Origin of the sequence: Enterobacter sp. R4-368 (genome assembly GCF_000410515.1) — a bacterium.
GTDB lineage: Bacteria > Pseudomonadota > Gammaproteobacteria > Enterobacterales > Enterobacteriaceae > Kosakonia.
Genome location: NC_021500.1, coordinates 3,013,935 through 3,036,573, shown reverse-complemented (window position 1 = coordinate 3,036,573; position 22,639 = coordinate 3,013,935). Strand labels below are relative to the sequence as shown.

Below are 22,639 nucleotides of genomic sequence, written 5' to 3'. Positions count from 1 at the left end.
GATAAGGGTGACGGACAGTAGTGCAGTAACAGGTGTGGTGCTGGCAGGAGGAAAAGCCTCGCGGATGGGTGGAAAAGATAAAGGGCTGCAGGAGTTAAATGGCAAACCGCTGTGGCAACATGTTGCGGAACGGCTGGCACCACAGGTATCCAGCTTAGTTATCAGCGCCAATCGAAACCTTGAAATCTATCGCGCCAGTGGCTTACCCATCCTCACAGATACGCTGGATGATTTTCCCGGCCCGCTGGCGGGAATTCTCTCCGTTATGCAGCAAAGCGATGGGGAGTGGTTTCTGTTTTGCCCGTGCGATACGCCGCGTATACCAACGGATCTTATGGCTCGGTTACAAAAGAACCGGCAGCATAATGCGCCGGCAGTGTGGGCTAATGATGGCGAACGAGATCACCCGGCAATTGCTCTGGTACACCGCAGCATTTTACCATTTTTGCAGGATTATCTCGCCAGCGGCGAACGTCGAGTGATGGTATTTATGCGACAAGCCGGAGGACATTCGGTGGATTGTAGTGATGTGAAATCCGCATTCACAAATGTGAACACCCCTGATGATCTCGCGCACTGGCAGGAGAGAACATGATCCCACTACTTGCTATTGCTGCCTGGAGCGGAACCGGCAAAACGACGCTGCTTAAGAAGTTGATTCCAGCTCTCTGCGAACAAGGTATTCGTCCGGGCTTAATCAAACATACTCATCACGATATGGACGTCGATAAGCCCGGTAAAGACAGCTATGAATTACGTAAAGCAGGTGCGGCGCAAACGTTGGTTGCCAGTTCACAACGATGGGCGTTAATGACAGAAACCCCAGATGAAGCCGAGCTGGATTTGGCATATCTGGTTAGCAGAATGGATGCAACAAAACTGGATCTGGTATTAGTCGAGGGTTTTAAACATGAGGCAGTGCCTAAGATCCTGCTCTGGCGGCATGACTGCGGTCATGATTTAGCGGAGTTAACGCTGGACAAGCATGTTATCGCCATTGCCAGTGATATCCCTCTGAGGCAGGGTGTGCCGGTACTAAACCTGAATGATATTGAGCAGATAGTAACGTTTATTTTGCGCTGGATGAGGCAAGTGGGTTAGTTTTTTAGGACTCAATGCCATGTTTCACATGGGGCTTTGTTCCGGACAGGCAGTCACGCCTGTTGTGCGCTGGCTCCGGAGGCATGCTGCTTTTTCCGTCACGCACAGAGGATTGCTGAAAACCAGCAATCAGCATCGCAGGGCGTGAGTTCACAGCGTAAAAACGCAAAAAGGCCATCCGTCAGGATGGCCTCTTCACTTAATTAATGCCTGGCAGTTCCCTACTCTCGCATGGGGAGACCCCACACTACCATCGGCGCTACGGCGTTTCACTTCTGAGTTCGGCATGGGGTCAGGTGGGACCACCGCGCTACTGCCGCCAGGCAAATTCTGTTGTCAGACCGTTCTCACGCCCTGACCTAATCTGTATCAGGCTGATTTCATGTCTCTCACGCCAAAACATCTTCGGCGTTGTAAGGTTAAGCCTCACGGTTCATTAGTACCGGTTAGCTCAACGCATCGCTGCGCTTACACACCCGGCCTATCAACGTCGTCGTCTTCAACGTTCCTTCAGGAGACTTAAAGTCTCAGGGAGAACTCATCTCGGGGCAAGTTTCGTGCTTAGATGCTTTCAGCACTTATCTCTTCCGCATTTAGCTACCGGGCAGTGCCATTGGCATGACAACCCGAACACCAGTGATGCGTCCACTCCGGTCCTCTCGTACTAGGAGCAGCCCCCCTCAATTCTCCAGCGCCCACGGCAGATAGGGACCGAACTGTCTCACGACGTTCTAAACCCAGCTCGCGTACCACTTTAAATGGCGAACAGCCATACCCTTGGGACCTACTTCAGCCCCAGGATGTGATGAGCCGACATCGAGGTGCCAAACACCGCCGTCGATATGAACTCTTGGGCGGTATCAGCCTGTTATCCCCGGAGTACCTTTTATCCGTTGAGCGATGGCCCTTCCATTCAGAACCACCGGATCACTATGACCTGCTTTCGCACCTGCTCGCGCCGTCACGCTCGCAGTCAAGCCAGCTTATGCCATTGCACTAACCTCCTGATGTCCGACCAGGATTAGCTGACCTTCGTGCTCCTCCGTTACGCTTTAGGAGGAGACCGCCCCAGTCAAACTACCCACCAGACACTGTCCGCAACCCGGATTACGGGTCCACGTTAGAACACCAGCCATTAAAGGGTGGTATTTCAAGGACGGCTCCACGCAGACTGGCGTCCACGCTTCAAAGCCTCCCACCTATCCTACACATCAAGGACCAGTGTTCAGTGTCAAGCTATAGTAAAGGTTCACGGGGTCTTTCCGTCTTGCCGCGGGTACACTGCATCTTCACAGCGAGTTCAATTTCACTGAGTCTCGGGTGGAGACAGCCTGGCCATCATTACGCCATTCGTGCAGGTCGGAACTTACCCGACAAGGAATTTCGCTACCTTAGGACCGTTATAGTTACGGCCGCCGTTTACCGGGGCTTCGATCAAGAGCTTCTCCTTACGGATGACCCCATCAATTAACCTTCCGGCACCGGGCAGGCGTCACACCGTATACGTCCACTTTCGTGTTTGCACAGTGCTGTGTTTTTAATAAACAGTTGCAGCCAGCTGGTATCTTCGACTGATTTCAGCTCCACGAGTAAATCGCTTCACCTACGTATCAGCGTGCCTTCTCCCGAAGTTACGGCACCATTTTGCCTAGTTCCTTCACCCGAGTTCTCTCAAGCGCCTTGGTATTCTCTACCTGACCACCTGTGTCGGTTTGGGGTACGATTTCGTGTTACCTGGAGCTTAGAGGCTTTTCCTGGAAGCAGGGCATTTGTTACTTCAGCACCGTAGTGCCTCGTCATCACGCCTCAGTGTTAAAGTGCTCCGGATTTGCCTGGAGCACACACCTTCACGCTTAAACCGGGACAACCGTCGCCCGGCTAACATAGCCTTCTCCGTCCCCCCTTCGCAGTAACACCAAGTACAGGAATATTAACCTGTTTCCCATCGACTACGCCTTTCGGCCTCGCCTTAGGGGTCGACTCACCCTGCCCCGATTAACGTTGGACAGGAACCCTTGGTCTTCCGGCGAGCGGGCTTTTCACCCGCTTTATCGTTACTTATGTCAGCATTCGCACTTCTGATACCTCCAGCATGCCTCACAGCACACCTTCGCAGGCTTACAGAACGCTCCCCTACCCAACAACGCATAAGTGTCGCTGCCGCAGCTTCGGTGCATGGTTTAGCCCCGTTACATCTTCCGCGCAGGCCGACTCGACCAGTGAGCTATTACGCTTTCTTTAAATGATGGCTGCTTCTAAGCCAACATCCTGGCTGTCTGGGCCTTCCCACATCGTTTCCCACTTAACCATGACTTTGGGACCTTAGCTGGCGGTCTGGGTTGTTTCCCTCTTCACGACGGACGTTAGCACCCGCCGTGTGTCTCCCGTGATAACATTCTCCGGTATTCGTAGTTTGCATCGGGTTGGTAAGCCGGGATGGCCCCCTAGCCGAAACAGTGCTCTACCCCCGGAGATGAATTCACGAGGCGCTACCTAAATAGCTTTCGGGGAGAACCAGCTATCTCCCGGTTTGATTGGCCTTTCACCCCCAGCCACAAGTCATCCGCTAATTTTTCAACATTAGTCGGTTCGGTCCTCCAGTTAGTGTTACCCAACCTTCAACCTGCCCATGGCTAGATCACCGGGTTTCGGGTCTATACCCTGCAACTTAACGCCCAGTTAAGACTCGGTTTCCCTTCGGCTCCCCTATTCGGTTAACCTTGCTACAGAATATAAGTCGCTGACCCATTATACAAAAGGTACGCAGTCACACCCGAAGGTGCTCCCACTGCTTGTACGTACACGGTTTCAGGTTCTTTTTCACTCCCCTCGCCGGGGTTCTTTTCGCCTTTCCCTCACGGTACTGGTTCACTATCGGTCAGTCAGGAGTATTTAGCCTTGGAGGATGGTCCCCCCATATTCAGACAGGATACCACGTGTCCCGCCCTACTCATCGAGCTCACAGCCTGTGTGCTTTTGTGTACGGGGCTGTCACCCTGTATCGCGCGACTTTCCAGACGCTTCCACTAACACACAAGCTGATTCAGGCTCTGGGCTGCTCCCCGTTCGCTCGCCGCTACTGGGGGAATCTCGGTTGATTTCTTTTCCTCGGGGTACTTAGATGTTTCAGTTCCCCCGGTTCGCCTCATTAACCTATGGATTCAGTTAATGATAGTGTGACGAGTCACACTGGGTTTCCCCATTCGGACATCGCCGGTTATAACGGTTCATATCACCTTACCGGCGCTTTTCGCAGATTAGCACGTCCTTCATCGCCTCTGACTGCCAGGGCATCCACCGTGTACGCTTAGTCGCTTAACCTCACAACCCGAAGATGTTTCGTGAACATCCGCGTGTCGCGAAAATTTGAGAGACTCACAGAACAGTTCGCACTGTTCAGTGTTTCAATTTTCAGCTTGATCCAGATTTTTAAAGAGCAAAACTTCGCAGCACACACAGAATGTGTACTCTGAAGTTTTCTTGTGCCGAACAGTAAAGATGGTGGAGCTATGCGGGATCGAACCGCAGACCTCCTGCGTGCAAAGCAGGCGCTCTCCCAGCTGAGCTATAGCCCCATCGTAGTTAAATCCCGTATACCCGTAATTTTTCCTGAGACAAGGCGTCAAATGGCGAAGCATACAATCAGTATGCGAGTCATTTGACAACGCAGTATTCAGGGAAAATTTGGTAGGCCTGAGTGGACTTGAACCACCGACCTCACCCTTATCAGGGGTGCGCTCTAACCACCTGAGCTACAAGCCTGCAGAGATTTTTACTGCTCGTATTTCATCAGACAATCTGTGTGGACACTGCAGAGGCAGGTTCTTTAAGGTAAGGAGGTGATCCAACCGCAGGTTCCCCTACGGTTACCTTGTTACGACTTCACCCCAGTCATGAATCACAAAGTGGTAAGCGCCCTCCCGAAGGTTAAGCTACCTACTTCTTTTGCAACCCACTCCCATGGTGTGACGGGCGGTGTGTACAAGGCCCGGGAACGTATTCACCGTGGCATTCTGATCCACGATTACTAGCGATTCCGACTTCATGGAGTCGAGTTGCAGACTCCAATCCGGACTACGACGCACTTTATGAGGTCCGCTTGCTCTCGCGAGGTCGCTTCTCTTTGTATGCGCCATTGTAGCACGTGTGTAGCCCTGGTCGTAAGGGCCATGATGACTTGACGTCATCCCCACCTTCCTCCAGTTTATCACTGGCAGTCTCCTTTGAGTTCCCGGCCTAACCGCTGGCAACAAAGGATAAGGGTTGCGCTCGTTGCGGGACTTAACCCAACATTTCACAACACGAGCTGACGACAGCCATGCAGCACCTGTCTCACAGTTCCCGAAGGCACCAATCCATCTCTGGAAAGTTCTGTGGATGTCAAGACCAGGTAAGGTTCTTCGCGTTGCATCGAATTAAACCACATGCTCCACCGCTTGTGCGGGCCCCCGTCAATTCATTTGAGTTTTAACCTTGCGGCCGTACTCCCCAGGCGGTCTATTTAACGCGTTAGCTCCGGAAGCCACGCCTCAAGGGCACAACCTCCAAATAGACATCGTTTACGGCGTGGACTACCAGGGTATCTAATCCTGTTTGCTCCCCACGCTTTCGCACCTGAGCGTCAGTCTTCGTCCAGGAGGCCGCCTTCGCCACCGGTATTCCTCCAGATCTCTACGCATTTCACCGCTACACCTGGAATTCTACCTCCCTCTACGAGACTCAAGCCTGCCAGTTTCGGATGCAGTTCCCAGGTTGAGCCCGGGGATTTCACATCCGACTTGACAGACCGCCTGCGTGCGCTTTACGCCCAGTAATTCCGATTAACGCTTGCACCCTCCGTATTACCGCGGCTGCTGGCACGGAGTTAGCCGGTGCTTCTTCTGCGGGTAACGTCAATGAATAAGGTTATTAACCTTACTCCCTTCCTCCCCGCTGAAAGTACTTTACAACCCGAAGGCCTTCTTCATACACGCGGCATGGCTGCATCAGGCTTGCGCCCATTGTGCAATATTCCCCACTGCTGCCTCCCGTAGGAGTCTGGACCGTGTCTCAGTTCCAGTGTGGCTGGTCATCCTCTCAGACCAGCTAGGGATCGTCGCCTAGGTGAGCCGTTACCCCACCTACTAGCTAATCCCATCTGGGCACATCTGATGGCAAGAGGCCCGAAGGTCCCCCTCTTTGGTCTTGCGACGTTATGCGGTATTAGCTACCGTTTCCAGTAGTTATCCCCCTCCATCAGGCAGTTTCCCAGACATTACTCACCCGTCCGCCACTCGTCACCCGAGAGCAAGCTCTCTGTGCTACCGTTCGACTTGCATGTGTTAGGCCTGCCGCCAGCGTTCAATCTGAGCCATGATCAAACTCTTCAATTTAAAAGTTTGATGCTCAATGAATTAAACTTCGTAATGAATTACGTGTTCACTCGTTGAGACTTGATATTCATTTTTCGTCCGAGGACGTCAAGAATCCAGTCACCCTGAGTGCCCACACAGATTGTCTGATAAATTGTTAAAGAGCAGTGCCGCCTCGCTTTTTGCTGCGGCGCGGGTTGCGTATACTACGCTTTCCCGCTGTGAAGTCAACTGTTTATTTTCAGATTGCTTCACCTGACAGGCCGGTGTGTTTGCCGTTGTGCCGTGTCAGTGGAGGCGCATTATAGGGAGTTAATTCCCGCTGACAACCCCTAATTTCAAAAAACTTTTCAACCGTCTCTTTTTTCAACAAAGCGTGGTAAAAAGCGGCATAAATTGCCGATTTCGCTGTTTTTACCACCACTGAAAGGTATCGAATGGCATACTAGCCAGTGAAATAAAGAAATAAGGAAGTAAAAATGCCGCTAAACGCACAACAACTTGCCGCGCAGAAAAACATCTCCTGGGTTCTGGCTGAGAAACTGGCGCAACAAATCCTGAAGGGAGAATATGCTCCAGGAAGTATTCTGCCGGGTGAGATGGAGCTGGGTGAGAAGTTTGGCGTAAGCCGCACCGCGGTCAGAGAAGCGGTAAAGACATTAACCGCAAAAGGGATGGTGCTTCCCCGCCCGCGTATTGGTACTCGCGTCATGCCGCGCGGAAACTGGAACTTCCTTGATAAGGAACTGCTCTCCTGGTGGATGCATGAGGATAACTTCCAGGACGTTGTTCAACACTTTCTCATTATGCGCAGCAGTCTTGAGCCTCAGGCGTGTCTGCTCGCCGCCACGCTGGGTAGCGCGGAACAAAAAGCGTATCTCAATACATTAATGGAAGAGATGGTGTTGCTGAAAAAGAACTTCAACCGCGAACGCTGGGTAGAAGTCGATATGGCATGGCATGAACATATTTATGCGATGAGCGATAACCCGTTTCTTATTTCATTCTCCACACTGTTTCATTCTATCTATCACACCTACTTTACCTCTATTACACAAAATGAAGTGGTCAAGCTCGACCTTCACCAGGCGATTGTGGACGCCATCCAGGAAAGCGATGGCGACAGCGCGTTCCGGGCGTGCCAGCTATTATTGAATACGCCGAATTAACAGGACCAGGTATGACAGAGAAGAAAGCGCGCAGTATGGCCGGCCTGCCGTGGATTGCGGCAATGGCTTTTTTTATGCAGGCACTGGATGCCACGATCCTTAACACCGCACTCCCCGCAATAGCACAAAGCCTTGGGCGTTCCCCTTTAGCAATGCAATCGGCGATTATCAGCTACACACTGACCGTCGCCATGCTTATCCCCATGAGCGGCTGGCTGGCCGATCGCTTCGGCACACGGCGCGTCTTTATGCTGGCAGTTAGCCTGTTTACCCTTGGCTCGCTGGCCTGCGCACTTTCTAATTCATTACCGATGCTGGTCGTGTTCCGCGTGATTCAGGGGATCGGCGGCGCGATGATGATGCCGGTTGCACGCCTGGCTTTGCTTCGGGCTTATCCGCGTAGCGAATTGCTGCCGGTACTGAACTTCGTCACCATGCCAGGGCTGGTCGGGCCGATTCTGGGACCGGTAATGGGCGGCGTGTTAGTTACCTGGGCAAGCTGGCATTGGATCTTCTTAATTAATATTCCGATTGGCCTCGCCGGTCTGTTTTATGCCCGCAAATACATGCCGAACTTCACCACGCCACGACGCAGTTTCGATATGGGCGGTTTTTTCCTGTTCGGTTTGAGCCTGGTGCTGTTCTCAAGCGGAATGGAGTTGTTTGGTGAGAAGCTGGTCGCCAGTTGGATCGCTTTTACTATCATTCTGAGCGGCATTTTGCTGCTACTGGCCTACGTTCGCCACGCGCGTCGCCATCCAACGCCGCTGATCTCACTCAACCTGTTTAACACCCGCACCTTCTCCGTCGGGATCGCCGGGAACATAGCTTCGCGGTTGGGTACCGGCTGCGTTCCTTTCCTGATGCCGCTGATGTTACAGGTGGGGTTCGGGTATCCGGCATTGATCGCTGGTTGCATGATGGCTCCCACCGCGCTGGGTTCTATCCTCGCAAAATCGATGGTAACCCAGATATTACGCTGGCTTGGTTACCGTAAAACACTGGTGGGAATCACGCTGTTTATTGGTTTGATGATTGCCCAGTTCGCCTTACAAACACCGGCAATGGCAATATGGATGCTGGTATTGCCGCTGTTCATCCTGGGGATGGCAATGTCCACGCAGTTCACCTCAATGAACACTATTACGCTTGCAGACTTAACTGACGAGAACGCCAGCAGCGGTAATAGTGTGCTGGCGGTAACACAGCAACTGTCGATTAGCCTCGGCGTGGCGGTTAGCGCAGCGGTGCTGCGTTTCTATGAAGGGTTTGACAGCACAAACACAGTGGAGCAATTCCACTACACCTTTATCACTATGGGCGCGATCACGCTGATTTCCGCGTTAGTGTTTATGTTGTTGAAAGCAAAAGATGGTCGCAACCTGATTAAAGAACGGCACAAAAAGTCAGGCTGAGCCGCGCTCCATCAATATTGGCGTGAGCTGCAAACGCTGCTGTTGCAGGCCAGGCTCCGCAATACGGTGAATAAGCACATCAATCGCCAGCTCACCCAGTTCATCTTTCGGCTGATGAATAGTGGTGAGCGGCGGCGTCATGTAGCGCGCCAGTTCAATGTCGTCATAACCAACGATCGCCATATCCTGCGGGATTTTCAGCCCGGCCTGGTACAGCGCCTGATAGGCGCCAACGGCCATCGCATCATTACCAATAAATACCGCCTGCGGGCGTTCGTGCATTGCCAGCAGTGCCTGCATCGCGTCGAAACCGCCGCCAAACTCAAAATCGCTCTCGATCTCATCCCCTTCACGGATCACCAACCCGGCACGGGCCATCGCTTCGCGATACCCTTCCAGCCGCAGACGTGCAGGAGTCTTATCCAGCGGACCGGTAATGCAGGCAATACGCGTATGGCCTTTGTTGATCAAATACTGGGTCGCCATATCGCCGCCGAGCAACGAGTTATCCTGAATCAAATCGCTGTCACCGTCGAAGGGTGCCCAGTCCATCATTACTGTGGGAATTGAAGGGTAGCGCTGCATAATCTCTTGCGAAGGCTGGTGCGTTTCGGTACACAGCAACAACAATCCATCGACGCGTTTTTGCATCAATGTTTCCAGGTTGCGGTTCATCCGCTGCTCGTCACCCTCGGTGTTGCACAGCACCAGACTGTAACCCCGCTCGAAGCAGCTACGCTCCACGCCGCGTACCAGCTCCGAGTAAAAGGGGTTGGTACTGGCGGTGATCAGCATGCCAATCGTACGCGTCTGGTTGATCTTCAGGCTACGCGCGATAGCAGAAGGCGCGTAGTTCAGCGTCTTGATCGCCGTTTCCACTTTTTCGCGGATAGCCTCACTGACAAAGCGATCTTTGTTAATTACGTGGGAAACGGTTGAAGTGGAAACGCCCGCCAGGCGGGCAACATCCTTCATGGTCGCCAAGCGTCACCTCTGCGAAGAGAGAAAATCGTCAATCTCGTTGCGCCACGGCACAGACGGTTGCGCACCCTTACGCGTGACGGCAATCGCCGCCGCCGCATGAGCAAAACGAATCGCCTCATCCAGAGGTTTATCTTCCAGTAGCGCGGTCAGCAACGCGCCGTTAAACGTGTCACCCGCCGCAATGGTGTCGATGGCTTTCACTTTAAAGCCCGGTACGCGTTTGCCTTCGCCATTAACGCTGGCCCAGACACCACGGCTACCGAGAGTAATGATCACCGTTTTAATACCTTTGGCGTGCAGCGCCTGTGCAGCCCGCGCGGCGTCTTCGTCGCTGGACACCTTAATTCCGGTGAGTTTTTCCGCTTCGGTCTCATTTGGCGTGATGATATCCACCAGCGCCAGCAGGTCATCGGAAAGCTGGCGCGCCGGTGCCGGATTCAGCGCCACGGTGGTATTGTTCTGATGCGCAATACGCGCCGCAGCCAGTACGCTTTCAACCGGTGATTCCAGTTGCATTAACAGCGCAGAAGCCTGCGCAATCAGGTCATGCTGCGAGTTGACGCGATCAATTGAGAGCGCCGCATTCGCTCCCGCATGAATACCGATAACATTCTCACCTTCACCGTTGACGAAAATCAGCGCAACACCTGTGGATTCGCCCGCGACAACGCTCACCGGCGCAACATCAATATTGTCGCTCTCAAGCTGTTTACGCACGCGCGCACCGGTATCGTCATCGCCGGTACAGGCGATAAACGCAATATCCGCACCGCTACGCCCGGCAGCTACCGCCTGGTTTGCCCCTTTACCGCCAAAAGCCACCTGATACTGGCTGCCCGTCACGGTTTCGCCCGGAGTAGGGAAAGATTCAAGGTTAAGAATGTGATCGGCATTGATACTGCCAAGGACAACGAGTTTGCCTGCGGTTTTCATGATGAGCTTGTCCGTAAAATGCGCCACCTTTCGGTGGCGCGTGCCATGCTTTTCTTTTTTGTATTGTCCCTCCAGTGGCGGGATTGCGCCCTCCACCAGAATGACGAATTACTGCTTAACCACCAGCTTCAGATCAACCGGGTTTTTGGCGTAGACTTTTTCACCTTTCAGCACTTTGTCTGCGGTATCCACGCCTTTCGCGCCGATCTGCTCCGGCAACTGAGCGATAGTCGCCGCCAGTTTACCGTCGTTAACCGCTTTCACGCCGTCTGGCGTACCGTCAAAGCCGACCACCATCACATCAGTTTTACCGGCAGTTTGCAGGGCGCGCAACGCACCCAGCGCCATTTCATCGTTCTGCGCGAAAACAGCCTGCACGTCCGGATGCGCGGTCAGCAGGTTCTGCATCACGTTCAGGCCTTTAGTGCGGTCGAAGTCAGCCGGCTGGCTGGCCAGCACGTTGAATTTGTGCGCAGCAACTGCCTGCTGGAAGCCTTCACCACGTTCACGTGCAGCGGACGTCCCGGCAATACCCGCCAGTTCGATCACTTTCGCGCCTTCGCCCGCTTTCTTAGCAATGTAATCACCGGCGATTTTGCCGCCCAGTACGTTATCAGAAGCGATATGGCTTACCACTTCGCCGCTGGAAGCCACACGGTCAAGGGTGATCACCGGGATTTTCGCCTGGTTTGCCATTTTCACAGCGTTACCTACAGCGTCGGAATCGGTCGGGTTGATCAGCAGCAATTTGGTGCCGCGCACGGTCAGGTCCTGCACGTTCGCCAGCTCTTTCGCCGGGTTGTTTTGCGAGTCCAGTACCACCAGGTCATAACCCAGTTTGTCCGCTTCTTTCTGCGCGCCATCCTTCAGGGAAACGAAGAACGGGTTGTTCAGCGTGGAAATCACCAGAGCAATAGAGTCTTTCGCCATCGCGTTTGCGCTTACGGTGGCGCTCAGTGCAACAGCAGAAACCAGAGTGGCCAGTTTTTTCATGTTCATTTTCATGAGTCCTGTTGTGTAGGTAATTACTGCTTTTTGTTGTCTACCAGCACCGCAAGCAGAATCACCACTGCTTTAACGATCATCTGGTAATAGGAGGAAACGCTCAGCAAATTCAATCCATTATTGAGGAAGCCAAGGATCAATGCGCCGATTAGTGTACCGACAATACGCCCTTTGCCACCTGCGAGACTGGTCCCACCCAAAACAACCGCAGCGATAGCATCCAGCTCATAACCTGCTCCCGCAGTAGGTTGCGCCGAGGAAAGACGCGCCACTTCAATAATGCCCGCCAGCGAGGCCAGAAGGCCGCACAGGGAGTAAACGATAACTTTGACTTTATCAACGCTGATACCGGACAAGCGCGTCGCCGCCTCGTTACCGCCTAATGCATAGATATAGCGGCCCAAACGGGTGTGATGCAACAGATACCACGCCGCGATAAAGACGATCGCCATCAGCCATACCGGTGTCGGAATACCGAACGGGCGACCAATACCGAACCAGCCAAACACATCCGCGTTATCAGTAAAACCGGTATTCACCGGGCTACCGTTGGTATAAACCAGCGTCACACCGCGCAGCAGCAACATCATCACCAGCGTGGCGATAAACGCCTGCACGCGGCCTTTCGCGACAATCGTACCGGTCAGTGCGCCAACAGCCGCACCGAGCGCCAGCGCGCCGACAACCGCCACCAGCGCGTTAACTTCCATTCCCACCAGCGAGGCGGCGACCGCGCCGGTGAGCGCTAACAGGGAACCGACGGACAGATCGATCCCCGAGGTTAAAATAACCAGCGTCATACCGACCGCCATAATGGCGTTGACCGAGGTCTGTTGCAGAATGTTTAACAGGTTATTGACGGTAAAAAAGTTGGGGCTCATGGTCGAGACAATCGCAATCAGCACCAGCAGGGCAATCAACGATTTTTGTTCCATCAACCATGCTTTGGTGAAATAACGGCGACCAGAAACAGCCTGGGTAGTCATCTTTTTTACTCCTGATTCACACGATTAAGCTTGCCCACAGCGGCAGCCATCAACACTTCCTGAGTGGCCTGCTCGCGCGTGAATTCACCGCCGAGATGCCCTTCATGCATCACCATTATGCGATCGCTCATGCCCAGCACTTCCGGCATTTCAGAGGAGACAAGAATGATGCTCAGGCCATCGGCCTTAAACTGGTTAATTAACTGATAAATCTCTTTTTTCGCCCCAACGTCGACACCACGCGTCGGCTCGTCGAGGATCAGCACTTTCGGCCGCGTCATCAGACCGCGAGCAATCGCCACTTTTTGCTGATTCCCGCCGGAGAGCAAACCAATGGCCTGCTCCATAGAAGGCGTTTTCACATTAAACAGACGAATAAAATCATTTACCGCCTGCTGCTCATCTTTGTGTTTCAGCGTACCGCCCGCATGGCTGAAATAACGCAGCGCAGTCAGCGACATATTCTCTTTCACGGACATGCCGAGCACTAAGCCATCGCGCTTGCGGTCTTCCGAAATATAAACAATACCGTTTGCCAGCCCGTCCTGCGGTGAGCGGGTGATCACTTCATGGCCGTCGAGCGTGACATAACCGCTGGTGCGCGGCAGCGCGCCATACAGCACTTTCATCAGCTCGGTGCGCCCCGCGCCCATCAATCCGGCCACGCCAAGAATTTCGCCTTTACGCAGTGTAAAACTGACGTTTTCCACGCCCGGCCCACAGAGCTTATCAACGGTAAGGCGAATTTCGCCCGGCGCTTTATCCAGCCGCGGATATTGATCTTCCAGTTTGCGGCCTACCATCATTTCAATCAGCGTATCTTCGGTCAGCGTGGCTACTTCGCGTTCGGCAATAAATTGCCCGTCACGAAAGACGGTCACGTCATCGCAAATCTCGAAGATCTCTTTCATGCGGTGAGAAATATAGACGATGCCGCGCCCCTGCGATTTCAGCTCGCGAATGACACGAAACAGCGATTCGGTTTCGGTATCGGTCAGGGCATCGGTTGGCTCATCCATAATGATGACCTGCGATTCGTAGCTCATCACTTTGGCGATTTCGACCATCTGCTGATCGCCAATCGACAGTTCGCCGACCAGCCGCTCGCTTTTAAAACGCAGATTCAGCTTCGCCAGCAGTTTGTCAGCTTCGGCAAACATCTTTTTCCAGTCGATTTTGCCAAAGCGATTCACAAACTCGCGGCCGAGAAAGATGTTCTCGGCAATGGTGAGTTGCGGGATCAGGTTCAGTTCCTGGTGGATGATGCCAATACCGGCTTCCTGGGAGGATTTCGGCCCGGTGAAGGTGGTTTCTTTGCCTAACCACAGCAGCGAACCGGCGTCACGGGTGTAGATACCCGTCAGCACTTTCATCATCGTTGATTTGCCGGCGCCGTTTTCACCCACCAGCGCCATTACGCGGCCTGGGTAAACATTCAGCGCCGCGCCGGAGAGGGCTTTTACGCCGGGAAAGGCTTTGTCGATGCCTTTGAGTTGTAGTAACGCGTCCATGATGGCCTCAGAAGGTCACGCCAGCACAGAGAATGATATTCGCAAACGGGGAACACTCCCCGCTGCGAATCACCGCATGACTGTCCGCGGTGTGTTTTTTAAATTGCTCGTGCGTAACGTACCGCACTTCTATGTTATTTCCCTGGTGTTGCTGCAGCTGCTCAATATGCTTGAGCAACGTTTCATGGAGCTGCGGATTATGCTGCTTAATCTCCGAGGCGATAATCGCGGACTCAACCTGCATTTCCGCCGTCACCACTTCCAGTACTTGCATAAAGGAAGGCACGCCCTGCGTTAATGCCATATCAATACGTTGCGTGTTACGCGGCACCGGCAACCCGGCATCACACACCACCAGCGAATCGGTATGACCAAGACGAGAGATGACTGACGAGATATCAGCGTTAAGCACACGACCTTTTTTCATTTTTTATGCTCCATCAGCGAAACGTTTCGCTGGATGCAGTGTAGTACGAAGAATGTGCAGAAAACCATCTTGCCGTTACAGAAGTGTGATCGATATCGAAACGTTTCGCTTGTCGAAATGATGAAAAAAACAGCTTTCCTGTTTTAAGTGAAATAGACAGTAATTAATAGCAAAAACCCCTCATAGAGAGGGGTTTTATTAGCATTAAATTTCGACCTGCGTTCCCAGTTCTATCACCCTATTTGGCGGGATCTCAAACTGGTCTGGCGCGCGTAGCGCGTTGCGCTGCAGCACCAGATAGAGTTTACCGCGCAGACGCAAATACCAGGGACGTTTGCCCAGAATTAACGACTCATGCGACATAAAGAACGAGGTTTCCATCATGCGGCAGTTCAGCCCTTCCAGCCCGCAACGGTGGAACACCTCTTCCACATTTGGCGTTTCGCGCCAGCCGTAGCTCGCCACCACACGCCAGAAAGTCGGCGACAATTGCTCAATCTGCACCCGGCGTACATTGTGCACGTACGGCGCATCTTCAGTACGCAGGGTCAGCAGGATCACTCGCTCATGCAGCACCTTGTTGTGCTTCAGGTTATGCATCATCGCGAACGGAATAACGTTCAATGCCCGCGACATATAGACCGCTGTGCCCGGTACGCGCACCGGCGGTGATTTCTCCAGCGAGGCAATCATCGCCTCCAGAGAGTTACCGTGTTCATGCATACGGCGCAGCAGGCGGAAACGCTCGCTCTTCCAGGTGGTCATCACCATGAACATCACCAGCCCCAAAGTTAATGGCAACCAACCGCCGGAGACGATTTTATCGAGGTTCGCCGAGAACAGCGGCACATCGATAGAGAGGAATAAAAGCAGAAGCAGCCCCACCAGCACTTTGTTCCAGTGCCAGTTTTTGCGCGCCACCGTGGTGGAGAGAATGGAGGTCAGCACCATCGTACCGGTTACGGCGATACCGTACGCCGCCGCCAGGTTACTGGAGTGCTCAAAGCTGACAATAACCAGCACCACTGCAAAGTAGAGCAGCCAGTTAATGAACGGGATATAGATCTGCCCGGATTCCATCTCCGAGGTATGGATGATGCGCATCGGTGCCAGATACCCCAGACGCACGGCCTGGCGCGTCAGCGAGAACACGCCGGAAATCACCGCCTGCGAGGCAATCACCGTCGCCAGCGTGGCGATAATCAGCATTGGGATCAGCGCCCATTCCGGCGCAAGCAGGAAGAAGGGGTTTTTAATCGCTTCCGGCGTTTTCAGTAGCAACGCGCCCTGGCCAAAGTAGTTCAGCACCAGCGACGGCAGCACAACGATAAACCACGCCACGCGGATCGGCAGCTTACCGAAGTGGCCCATATCCGCATACAGCGCTTCCACCCCGGTGATCGACAGCACCACCGCGCCCAGCGCCACAAAGGAGATAGCTTTATATTGCAGGAAGAAGTTCACCGCCCAAACGGGGTTCAGCGCCTGCAACACCTCAGGATTATCAATAATGCTGCGTGCACCGAGCACCGCGAGAATCAAAAACCACGCCAGCATAATGGGCGCAAACAGCTTACCCACAAGACCAGTACCATGTTTCTGGATCGCGAACAGCAGGGTTAACACCACAATCGACAGCGGCACAATCCAGGCGTCGAGCGAAGGCGCGATAATTTCCAGCCCCTCTATCGCCGACATCACCGAGATGGCGGGCGTGATGACCACTTCGCCATAGAAGAAGCTGCCGCCAATCAGTCCCATGATCACCAGCACCGAGGTCATCCTTGCGGATGTATTGCGCCCGGCCAGCGACATGAGGGTTAAGATCCCGCCTTCACCGGCGTTATCCGCCCGCATGACAAAGGTCAGGTACTTAATGGAGACAACGAAAATTAGCAGCCAGAAGATGAGCGACAGAAAGCCGAACACAGCATCCCGTTCAACACCAAAGCCGAACTGACCGGACAAACATTCACGAAGTGTATAAAGCGGGCTGGTACCGATATCACCGTAGACAACCCCAATCGCCGCAAGCGTAACCGCGGGCAATGATTGCTTATTATCAGTGCTCATAGACTAATCTTTTAATTGAATGCCACAATGTGTGCTTAGTCCCTTGGCCCACAAAAAGCGCACAGTATGCACGATTATTTGCGAAATCGTACCCCTAAATGCGGCCACATTAATCTGGCGCAAAGAAAATAAAGCCGTTCTTCAGTCTATTACAAGCCCTTTCAGGAACGTCTATACTCGCTTTTGCAAGCCGGATAACACGGCGAAAGGACGCAAATCTATTATGGCTCACTCACATTTATTAGCAGAAAGAATTTCCCGCTTAAGCAGCGCACTGGAAAAAGGACTCTTCGAGCGCAGCCACGCCATTCGCCTGTGTTTGCTGGCGGCACTAAGCGGTGAGAGTGTGTTTCTTCTTGGTCCGCCGGGCATTGCCAAAAGCCTGATTGCTCGCCGTCTGAAGTTTGCCTTCAAACATGCCCGCGCTTTTGAATATTTGATGACCCGTTTCTCCACACCGGAAGAGGTGTTTGGCCCGCTTTCCATTCAGGCGCTGAAAGATGAAGGCCGCTATGAGCGTTTAACCACCGGCTATTTACCGGAAGCTGAAATTGTCTTTCTGGATGAGATCTGGAAAGCAGGTCCGGCCATTCTCAACACCCTGCTGACCGCAATTAACGAACGGCGTTTTCGCAATGGTGCCAGCGAAGAGAAAATCCCCATGCGCCTGCTGGTGGCCGCCTCAAACGAACTGCCCGAAGCAGACAGCAGCCTTGAAGCGCTGTATGACCGCATGTTGATTCGCCTGTGGCTCGACAAAGTGCAGGAGAAGGGCAATTTCCGCTCGATGCTGATTAGCCAGCAGGATGAGAACGACAATCCGGTGCCAGCTGAGTTGCAAATCACCGATGAAGAGTACGCCAGCTGGCAACAGGAGATTGGCAAGGTCAAACTGCCGGATAATGTCTTTGAGCTTATTTATACGTTGCGCCAGCAGCTTGATGCGTTGCCGAGCGCGCCGTATGTTTCCGATCGTCGCTGGAAAAAGGCTATCCGCCTGTTACAGGCCAGCGCCTTTTTCAGCGGTCGCGATGCAGTCGCGCCGATTGATTTAATCCTGCTGAAAGATTGCCTGTGGCACGATGCGGAAGGCATGCGTCTGCTGGAACAGCAACTGGAAGTATTGATGACCGGGCACGCCTGGCAGCAGCAATCGATGATTGCGCAGCTCACCACAATTTCGCAGCGCCACCTGCAACTTCAGCAACAACAAAGCGACAAAACAGCACTCAAAGTGAGCCGTCAGGGCGGGATGTTCAGCCGTAAGCCGCATTATGAGTTACCCGCCGGTTTAACCGAACCGGTGTTGACCCTCCTTCTGCAACAGCCGTTAAAACTGCATGATTTGCAGGTTATCCACGTCACTATTGAACGCGGTGCGCTGGAGCAGTGGCTGGCGAAAGGCGGTGAGATCCACGGCAAACTCAACGGCATTGGTTTTGCGCAAGTGCTGAATCTGGAAGTGGATACCAGCCTGCATCTGTTGATCCGCGACGTCAGCCTGCAAGGATCGCGTCTTGCCCTGCCCGGTGGCAGTACCACTGAAAATGTGCCGGAAGAGATCAAGCAACAACTGGAAGCACTGGACAATACCTGGCACCAGCAGCACACCCGCTTTAGCGAACAGCAAAAATGCCTGTTTATTGCCGCCGACTGGTTAGGTCGCATTGAAGCCAGCCTGCAGGATGTCAGAGCGCAGATCCAACAGGCGCGGCAATGCTAACGCTGGAAACTCTGAATGTAATACTCACCATCAGTGAGGAGGCGTTAGTTGAAGAACTTATCGTCCTCCTGCTGGCTTCACCGCAACTGGCGCTGTTTTTCGAAAAATTTCCCAAACTCAAACATGCGATAACAGAAGATGTGCCGCGCTGGCGCGAGGCACTGAAAAAGCATCTGAAAGAGGCGGAAGTGCCGCCGGAGCTGGCGCAAGAGGTGCTTAGCTACCAGCAAAATCAGTTGCTTTCGACTTCGCAATTTACCATTCAGTTACCACAAATTCTGGCATTGCTGGAAAAGTTGCACTCCCCTTTTGCCACCCAGGCGCGACAAATGGTTGCCGATAACCCGGTTTTCACGCCCGCGCTGCATACCCTGTTTTTGCAACGCTGGCGGCTGAGCCTGGTGGTGCAAACTACCGCTTTCAACCAGCAGTTACTGGAAGAGGAGCGTGAGCAGCTGCTCAGTGAAGTGCAGGAACGCATGACGCTCAGCGGCCAGCTAGAACCGGTCCTGATCGAAAATGAAAATGCCGCAGGTAGGCTATGGGATATGAGCGCCGGGCAGCTCAAACGCGGTGATTATCAATTGATCGTGAAGTACGGTGATTTTCTCAAAGAGCAACCGGAACTCCAGCAACTGGCGGAACAGCTTGGCCGCTCACGGGAAGCCAGGTCGGTGCCGCGTAAAGATGCGCCGATGGAAACCTTCCGCACCATGGTCCGCGAACCGGCAATCGTACCGGAGCAGGTTGACGGACTGCACCAGAGCGACGATATCCTGCGATTATTGCCGCCAGAGCTGGCAACGCTGGGTATCACCGAACTGGAGTATGAGTTTTACCGGCGGCTGGTGGAAAAACAGTTGCTGACTTATCGCCTGCATGGCGATGCCTGGCGGGAAAAAGTGACGGAACGCCCGGTCGTTCACCAGGATTTTGACCAGCAACCGCGCGGCCCCTTCATTGTCTGTGTCGATACCTCCGGTTCCATGGGCGGCTTTAATGAGCAGTGCGCCAAAGCGTTCTGCCTGGCGTTAATGCGCGTGGCGCTGGCGGACAAACGGCGCTGTTTTATTATGCTGTTTTCCAGCGAAGTGGTGCGCTATGAACTTACCAGTGCGCAGGGGCTGGAGCAGGCGATCCGTTTTCTCAGCCAGCGCTTTCGCGGTGGCACCGATCTGGCGAGTTGTTTTCGCGCGATCATCGAACGGATGCAGGGCGGAGAGTGGTATGACGCGGATGCAGTGGTGATTTCGGATTTTATCGCCCAGCGCCTGCCGGACGATGTCGTCAGTAAGGTAAAGGAACTCCAGCATATTCATCAACATCGCTTTCACGCGGTGGCGATGTCGTCCCACGGCAAGCCCGGCATCATGCGTATCTTCGACCATATCTGGCGCTTCGACACCGGGATGCGCAGCCGCCTGTTACGGCGCTGGCGGCGTTAAAGCAGGCCGGAAACCTGCTCGCGGACGTGCGCAGGCCACACGCCGCACTGCACTTGCCCGATGTGCGGTAATTGCAGTAGCAGCATGGTAAGGCGCGATTGACCGATGCCGCCGCCGATAGTTTGTGGCATCTCACCGCGCAACAGCGCCTGGTGCCACTCCAGTTGTAAGCGATCTTCATCGCCGGTCAGCTTTAACTGGCGTTTTAAGGTGTCGGCATCGACGCGAATGCCCATCGACGACAGTTCCAGCGCGTCTTCCAGTACCGGGTTCCACACCAGAATATCGCCATTCAAACCGCTGAAACCCGCTTCCGCAGCCGTGCTCCAGTCATCATAATCAGGCGCACGCACATCATGACGCTTGCCGTCGCTAAGTTTGCCGCCAATGCCCATCAGGAACACCGCGCCCAGCTCTTTCGCGATCGCTCTCTCGCGACCTTTGGCGTCGAGATGCGGAAAGCGGCTGAGCAGCGCTTCGCTGTGTACAAAGTGGATCTGCTCTGGCAGGAACGGTGCCAGACCAAATCGCTCGCTGACGGCAGCTTCAGTCTCTTTGATCCCTGACCAGATCGCCTCTACAGTGCTTTTTAACGTGGCCAGCTTGCGTTGATCATCACCGAGTACGCGTTCCCAATCCCACTGATCCACATAGACGGAGTGAATAGAAGAAAGGCGATCTTCATCCGGGCGCAGGGCTTTCATGTGCGTGTATAGCCCTTCACCGGCGCTGAAGTCGTGCTGGCCCAGCGTCTGACGTTTCCATTTAGCCAGTGAATGCACCACTTCGAAACGGGCATCCGGTAACGTTTTCACATTGACCTGTACCGCTTTTTCGCACCCCGACAGGTTATCCTGCGTGCCATCACCCACGCGGCTAAGGATCGGCGCCTGAACTTCAATTAGCCCCAATTTCTCCTTAAGCTGGCGAGAGAAAAAAGATTTCACGAAAGCAATCTGACGTTGTCTGGCGATGTAAGCGGTTTTCATTATGTTACTCCTGTGTCCTGTTGCTATGCATTAAGCAATAAAACATCGCAATAACTCAATAATGCACAATTAAAAAGCCGGTAACGCTTTTGATTCGTTAATACAGCAAGCTAAAATAGAAAGAATCATTATTATTCATAAGAAAATTCTATGGAAAATTATCAGATCGACAATCTGGACCGCGGCATCCTGGATGCCTTAATGGCAAATGCGCGTACCGCCTATGCCGAGCTTGCCAAACAGTTCGGCGTCAGCCCCGGCACTATTCACGTACGCGTAGAGAAAATGAAGCAGGCAGGGATCATTACCGGTGCGCGCATTGATGTAAGCCCGAAACAACTGGGATATGACGTCTGCTGTTTTATCGGCATTATTTTGAAAAGCGCCAAAGATTACCCCTCCGCGCTGGCGAAGCTGGAAAGTCTGGAAGAGGTGACCGAGGCTTATTACACCACCGGGCACTACAGCATCTTTATTAAGGTAATGTGTCGATCCATTGACGCCTTGCAGCAGGTACTTATCAACAAGATCCAAACAATTGATGAAATTCAATCCACGGAGACGCTGATCTCCCTGCAAAACCCGATCATGCGTACGATCCGCCCTTAACCGGGCGTTTTCATCCTCAAATAATACCCGTATTGTCCACAGGTAGATCCCAGCCCATTCACAGCGTACAATGCCCCCCTATTTATCGCCGAATGGCGGGTAAAACGGAGCGGGCTTCATGGCAGACATCACTCTTATTAGCGGCAGCACCCTTGGCGGCGCGGAATATGTGGCGGAACATCTGGCGGAAAAGCTGGAAGACGCGGGTTTCAGTACCGAGACGCTGCACGGCCCGCTTTTAGAGGATCTTGCTTTGCAGGGCACCTGGCTGGTGGTGAGTTCGACCCATGGTGCGGGCGATCTGCCCGAAAACCTGCAGCCGCTTTTAGACGATTTGAACGCGCAAAAACCGGATCTCTCCCAGGTACGCTTTGGCGCTATTGGTATCGGTAGCCGCGAATATGACACGTTCTGTCAGGCGATCGAAAAACTGGAAGCTTCATTAACGGCGTGCGGAGCAAAACAGATCGGCGAAACGCTGAAGATCAACATCCTTGATCACGATATTCCGGAAGATCCAGCGGAAGAATGGCTGGGATCCTGGAAAAATTTACTCAATACCGATTAAAGATCGTGCGATCAGATGTGGATAACTATGCTTAAAAGCACTGATCAACCGGTAGTTATCCCATTAGCAACTGCAGTTCAGTTTTTGACTTGTGTATAACTAGCCATTCTGATCCCAGCTTATACGGTTCAGGATCACCGATCATTCACAGCTAATGATCCTGCCTAATGACTTGATCCTAAAGTGATGATCAGGGTTATCCACAGCACCTGTCGATCCTAATAAGAGATCACAATAGAACAGATCTCTACATATAAAAGATCTTCTTTTTAATAGCCGGGATCCGATCCTTTCTCACTGGACTAAAGTTGAGTAGAATCCACGGCCCAGGCTTCAATCCAATTTCTAAC

The 22,639-nt window shown here is 53.2% G+C and carries 16 protein-coding genes, 2 tRNA genes and 3 rRNA genes; 8 read left to right on the top strand and 13 right to left on the bottom strand.

All coding sequences use genetic code 11. The annotated features are described in order from the left end of the window. Positions 1-7 precede the first annotated feature (7 nt). Together mobA and mobB are read left to right on the top strand one after the other, a co-directional pair. Positions 8-595 (top strand): molybdenum cofactor guanylyltransferase MobA, encoded by a 588-nt coding sequence (mobA, locus tag H650_RS14285; protein WP_071925243.1) that lies wholly within the window; start codon positions 8-10, stop codon positions 593-595. Further along, the gene (gene mobB, locus H650_RS14280; protein ID WP_020455878.1) at positions 592-1,101 is read left to right on the top strand and encodes a molybdopterin-guanine dinucleotide biosynthesis protein MobB; all 510 of its coding nucleotides are present in this window, start codon (positions 592-594) and stop codon (positions 1,099-1,101) included. The genes mobA and mobB overlap by 4 nt, the downstream gene beginning before the upstream one ends. A gap of 208 nt (positions 1,102-1,309) precedes the next feature. Here the strand turns inward: mobB and rrf are convergent. From rrf to H650_RS14255, 5 genes are all read right to left on the bottom strand, one after another. Next, a 5S ribosomal RNA gene (gene rrf, locus H650_RS14275) occupies positions 1,310-1,425 on the bottom strand. A gap of 91 nt (positions 1,426-1,516) precedes the next feature. Continuing rightward, positions 1,517-4,422: ribosomal RNA gene (locus H650_RS14270) — 23S ribosomal RNA — on the bottom strand. 178 nt (positions 4,423-4,600) lie between these two features. Next, positions 4,601-4,676: transfer RNA gene (locus H650_RS14265), tRNA-Ala, on the bottom strand. A gap of 110 nt (positions 4,677-4,786) precedes the next feature. Beyond that, positions 4,787-4,863, bottom strand: a tRNA-Ile gene (locus H650_RS14260). A 70-nt stretch (positions 4,864-4,933) separates the two neighbouring features. Continuing rightward, a 16S ribosomal RNA gene (locus H650_RS14255) occupies positions 4,934-6,473 on the bottom strand. The 16S, 23S and 5S rRNA genes sit together here with 2 tRNA genes alongside, the layout of an rRNA operon. A 458-nt stretch (positions 6,474-6,931) precedes the next feature. Here H650_RS14255 and H650_RS14250 point away from each other — a divergent pair. Beyond that, a complete protein-coding gene (locus tag H650_RS14250) occupies positions 6,932-7,621 on the top strand; it encodes a FadR/GntR family transcriptional regulator (protein ID WP_020455877.1) in 690 nt (229 codons plus the stop codon). Between the two features lie 11 nt (positions 7,622-7,632). Further along, positions 7,633-9,036 (top strand): multidrug transporter subunit MdtD, encoded by a 1,404-nt coding sequence (gene mdtD / locus H650_RS14245; protein WP_020455876.1) that lies wholly within the window; start codon positions 7,633-7,635, stop codon positions 9,034-9,036. Here mdtD and rbsR read toward each other — a convergent pair. The 7 genes from rbsR to kup all read right to left on the bottom strand — a co-directional run bounded on the left by rbsR (position 9,028) and on the right by kup (position 16,955). Then, a complete protein-coding gene (gene rbsR, locus H650_RS14240) occupies positions 9,028-10,020 on the bottom strand; it encodes a ribose operon transcriptional repressor RbsR (RefSeq protein ID WP_097407231.1) in 993 nt (330 codons plus the stop codon). The two genes, mdtD and rbsR, sit on opposite strands and share 9 nt — an antisense overlap. 3 nt (positions 10,021-10,023) lie before the next feature. Further along, positions 10,024-10,953 (bottom strand): ribokinase, encoded by a 930-nt coding sequence (gene rbsK / locus H650_RS14235; protein WP_044489765.1) that lies wholly within the window; start codon positions 10,951-10,953, stop codon positions 10,024-10,026. Positions 10,954-11,061: 108 nt separating this feature from the next. Next, on the bottom strand, positions 11,062-11,952 hold the full coding sequence (rbsB, locus tag H650_RS14230) for a ribose ABC transporter substrate-binding protein RbsB (RefSeq protein WP_025263782.1): 891 nt from the start codon (positions 11,950-11,952) through the stop codon (positions 11,062-11,064). A 26-nt stretch (positions 11,953-11,978) separates the two neighbouring features. Next, positions 11,979-12,944 carry a ribose ABC transporter permease gene (rbsC, locus tag H650_RS14225; protein ID WP_020455873.1) on the bottom strand — a complete coding sequence of 322 codons (966 nt, stop codon included), beginning with the start codon at positions 12,942-12,944 and terminating at the stop codon, positions 11,979-11,981. 5 nt (positions 12,945-12,949) lie between these two features. Further along, entirely contained in the window at positions 12,950-14,455 is a 1,506-nt protein-coding gene (gene rbsA, locus H650_RS14220) for a ribose ABC transporter ATP-binding protein RbsA (RefSeq protein ID WP_020455872.1), read from the bottom strand. A gap of 7 nt (positions 14,456-14,462) precedes the next feature. Further along, on the bottom strand, positions 14,463-14,882 hold the full coding sequence (gene rbsD, locus H650_RS14215) for a D-ribose pyranase (protein WP_020455871.1): 420 nt from the start codon (positions 14,880-14,882) through the stop codon (positions 14,463-14,465). Between the two features lie 204 nt (positions 14,883-15,086). Then, the gene (gene kup, locus H650_RS14210) at positions 15,087-16,955 is read right to left on the bottom strand and encodes a low affinity potassium transporter Kup (RefSeq protein WP_020455870.1); all 1,869 of its coding nucleotides are present in this window, start codon (positions 16,953-16,955) and stop codon (positions 15,087-15,089) included. Between the two features lie 223 nt (positions 16,956-17,178). Between kup and ravA the strand changes: the two genes are divergently transcribed. Together ravA and viaA are read left to right on the top strand one after the other, a co-directional pair. Continuing rightward, positions 17,179-18,678 (top strand): ATPase RavA, encoded by a 1,500-nt coding sequence (gene ravA, locus H650_RS14205; RefSeq protein ID WP_020455869.1) that lies wholly within the window; start codon positions 17,179-17,181, stop codon positions 18,676-18,678. Next, entirely contained in the window at positions 18,672-20,123 is a 1,452-nt protein-coding gene (gene viaA, locus H650_RS14200; RefSeq protein WP_020455868.1) for an ATPase RavA stimulator ViaA, read from the top strand. The genes ravA and viaA overlap by 7 nt, the downstream gene beginning before the upstream one ends. On the opposite strand, the gene asnA is transcribed toward viaA, so the two are convergent. Beyond that, the gene (asnA, locus tag H650_RS14195) at positions 20,120-21,112 is read right to left on the bottom strand and encodes an aspartate--ammonia ligase (protein ID WP_020455867.1); all 993 of its coding nucleotides are present in this window, start codon (positions 21,110-21,112) and stop codon (positions 20,120-20,122) included. The genes viaA and asnA overlap by 4 nt on opposite strands. Before the next feature lie 150 nt (positions 21,113-21,262). On the opposite strand from asnA, the gene asnC reads away from it, so the two are divergent. Then, the gene (gene asnC / locus H650_RS14190; protein WP_007369362.1) at positions 21,263-21,721 is read left to right on the top strand and encodes a transcriptional regulator AsnC; all 459 of its coding nucleotides are present in this window, start codon (positions 21,263-21,265) and stop codon (positions 21,719-21,721) included. Positions 21,722-21,839: 118 nt separating this feature from the next. Then, complete coding sequence (mioC, locus tag H650_RS14185; protein WP_020455866.1) at positions 21,840-22,289, top strand: FMN-binding protein MioC; 450 nt, start codon at positions 21,840-21,842, stop codon at positions 22,287-22,289. The last annotated feature ends 350 nt before the right edge of the window (positions 22,290-22,639 follow it).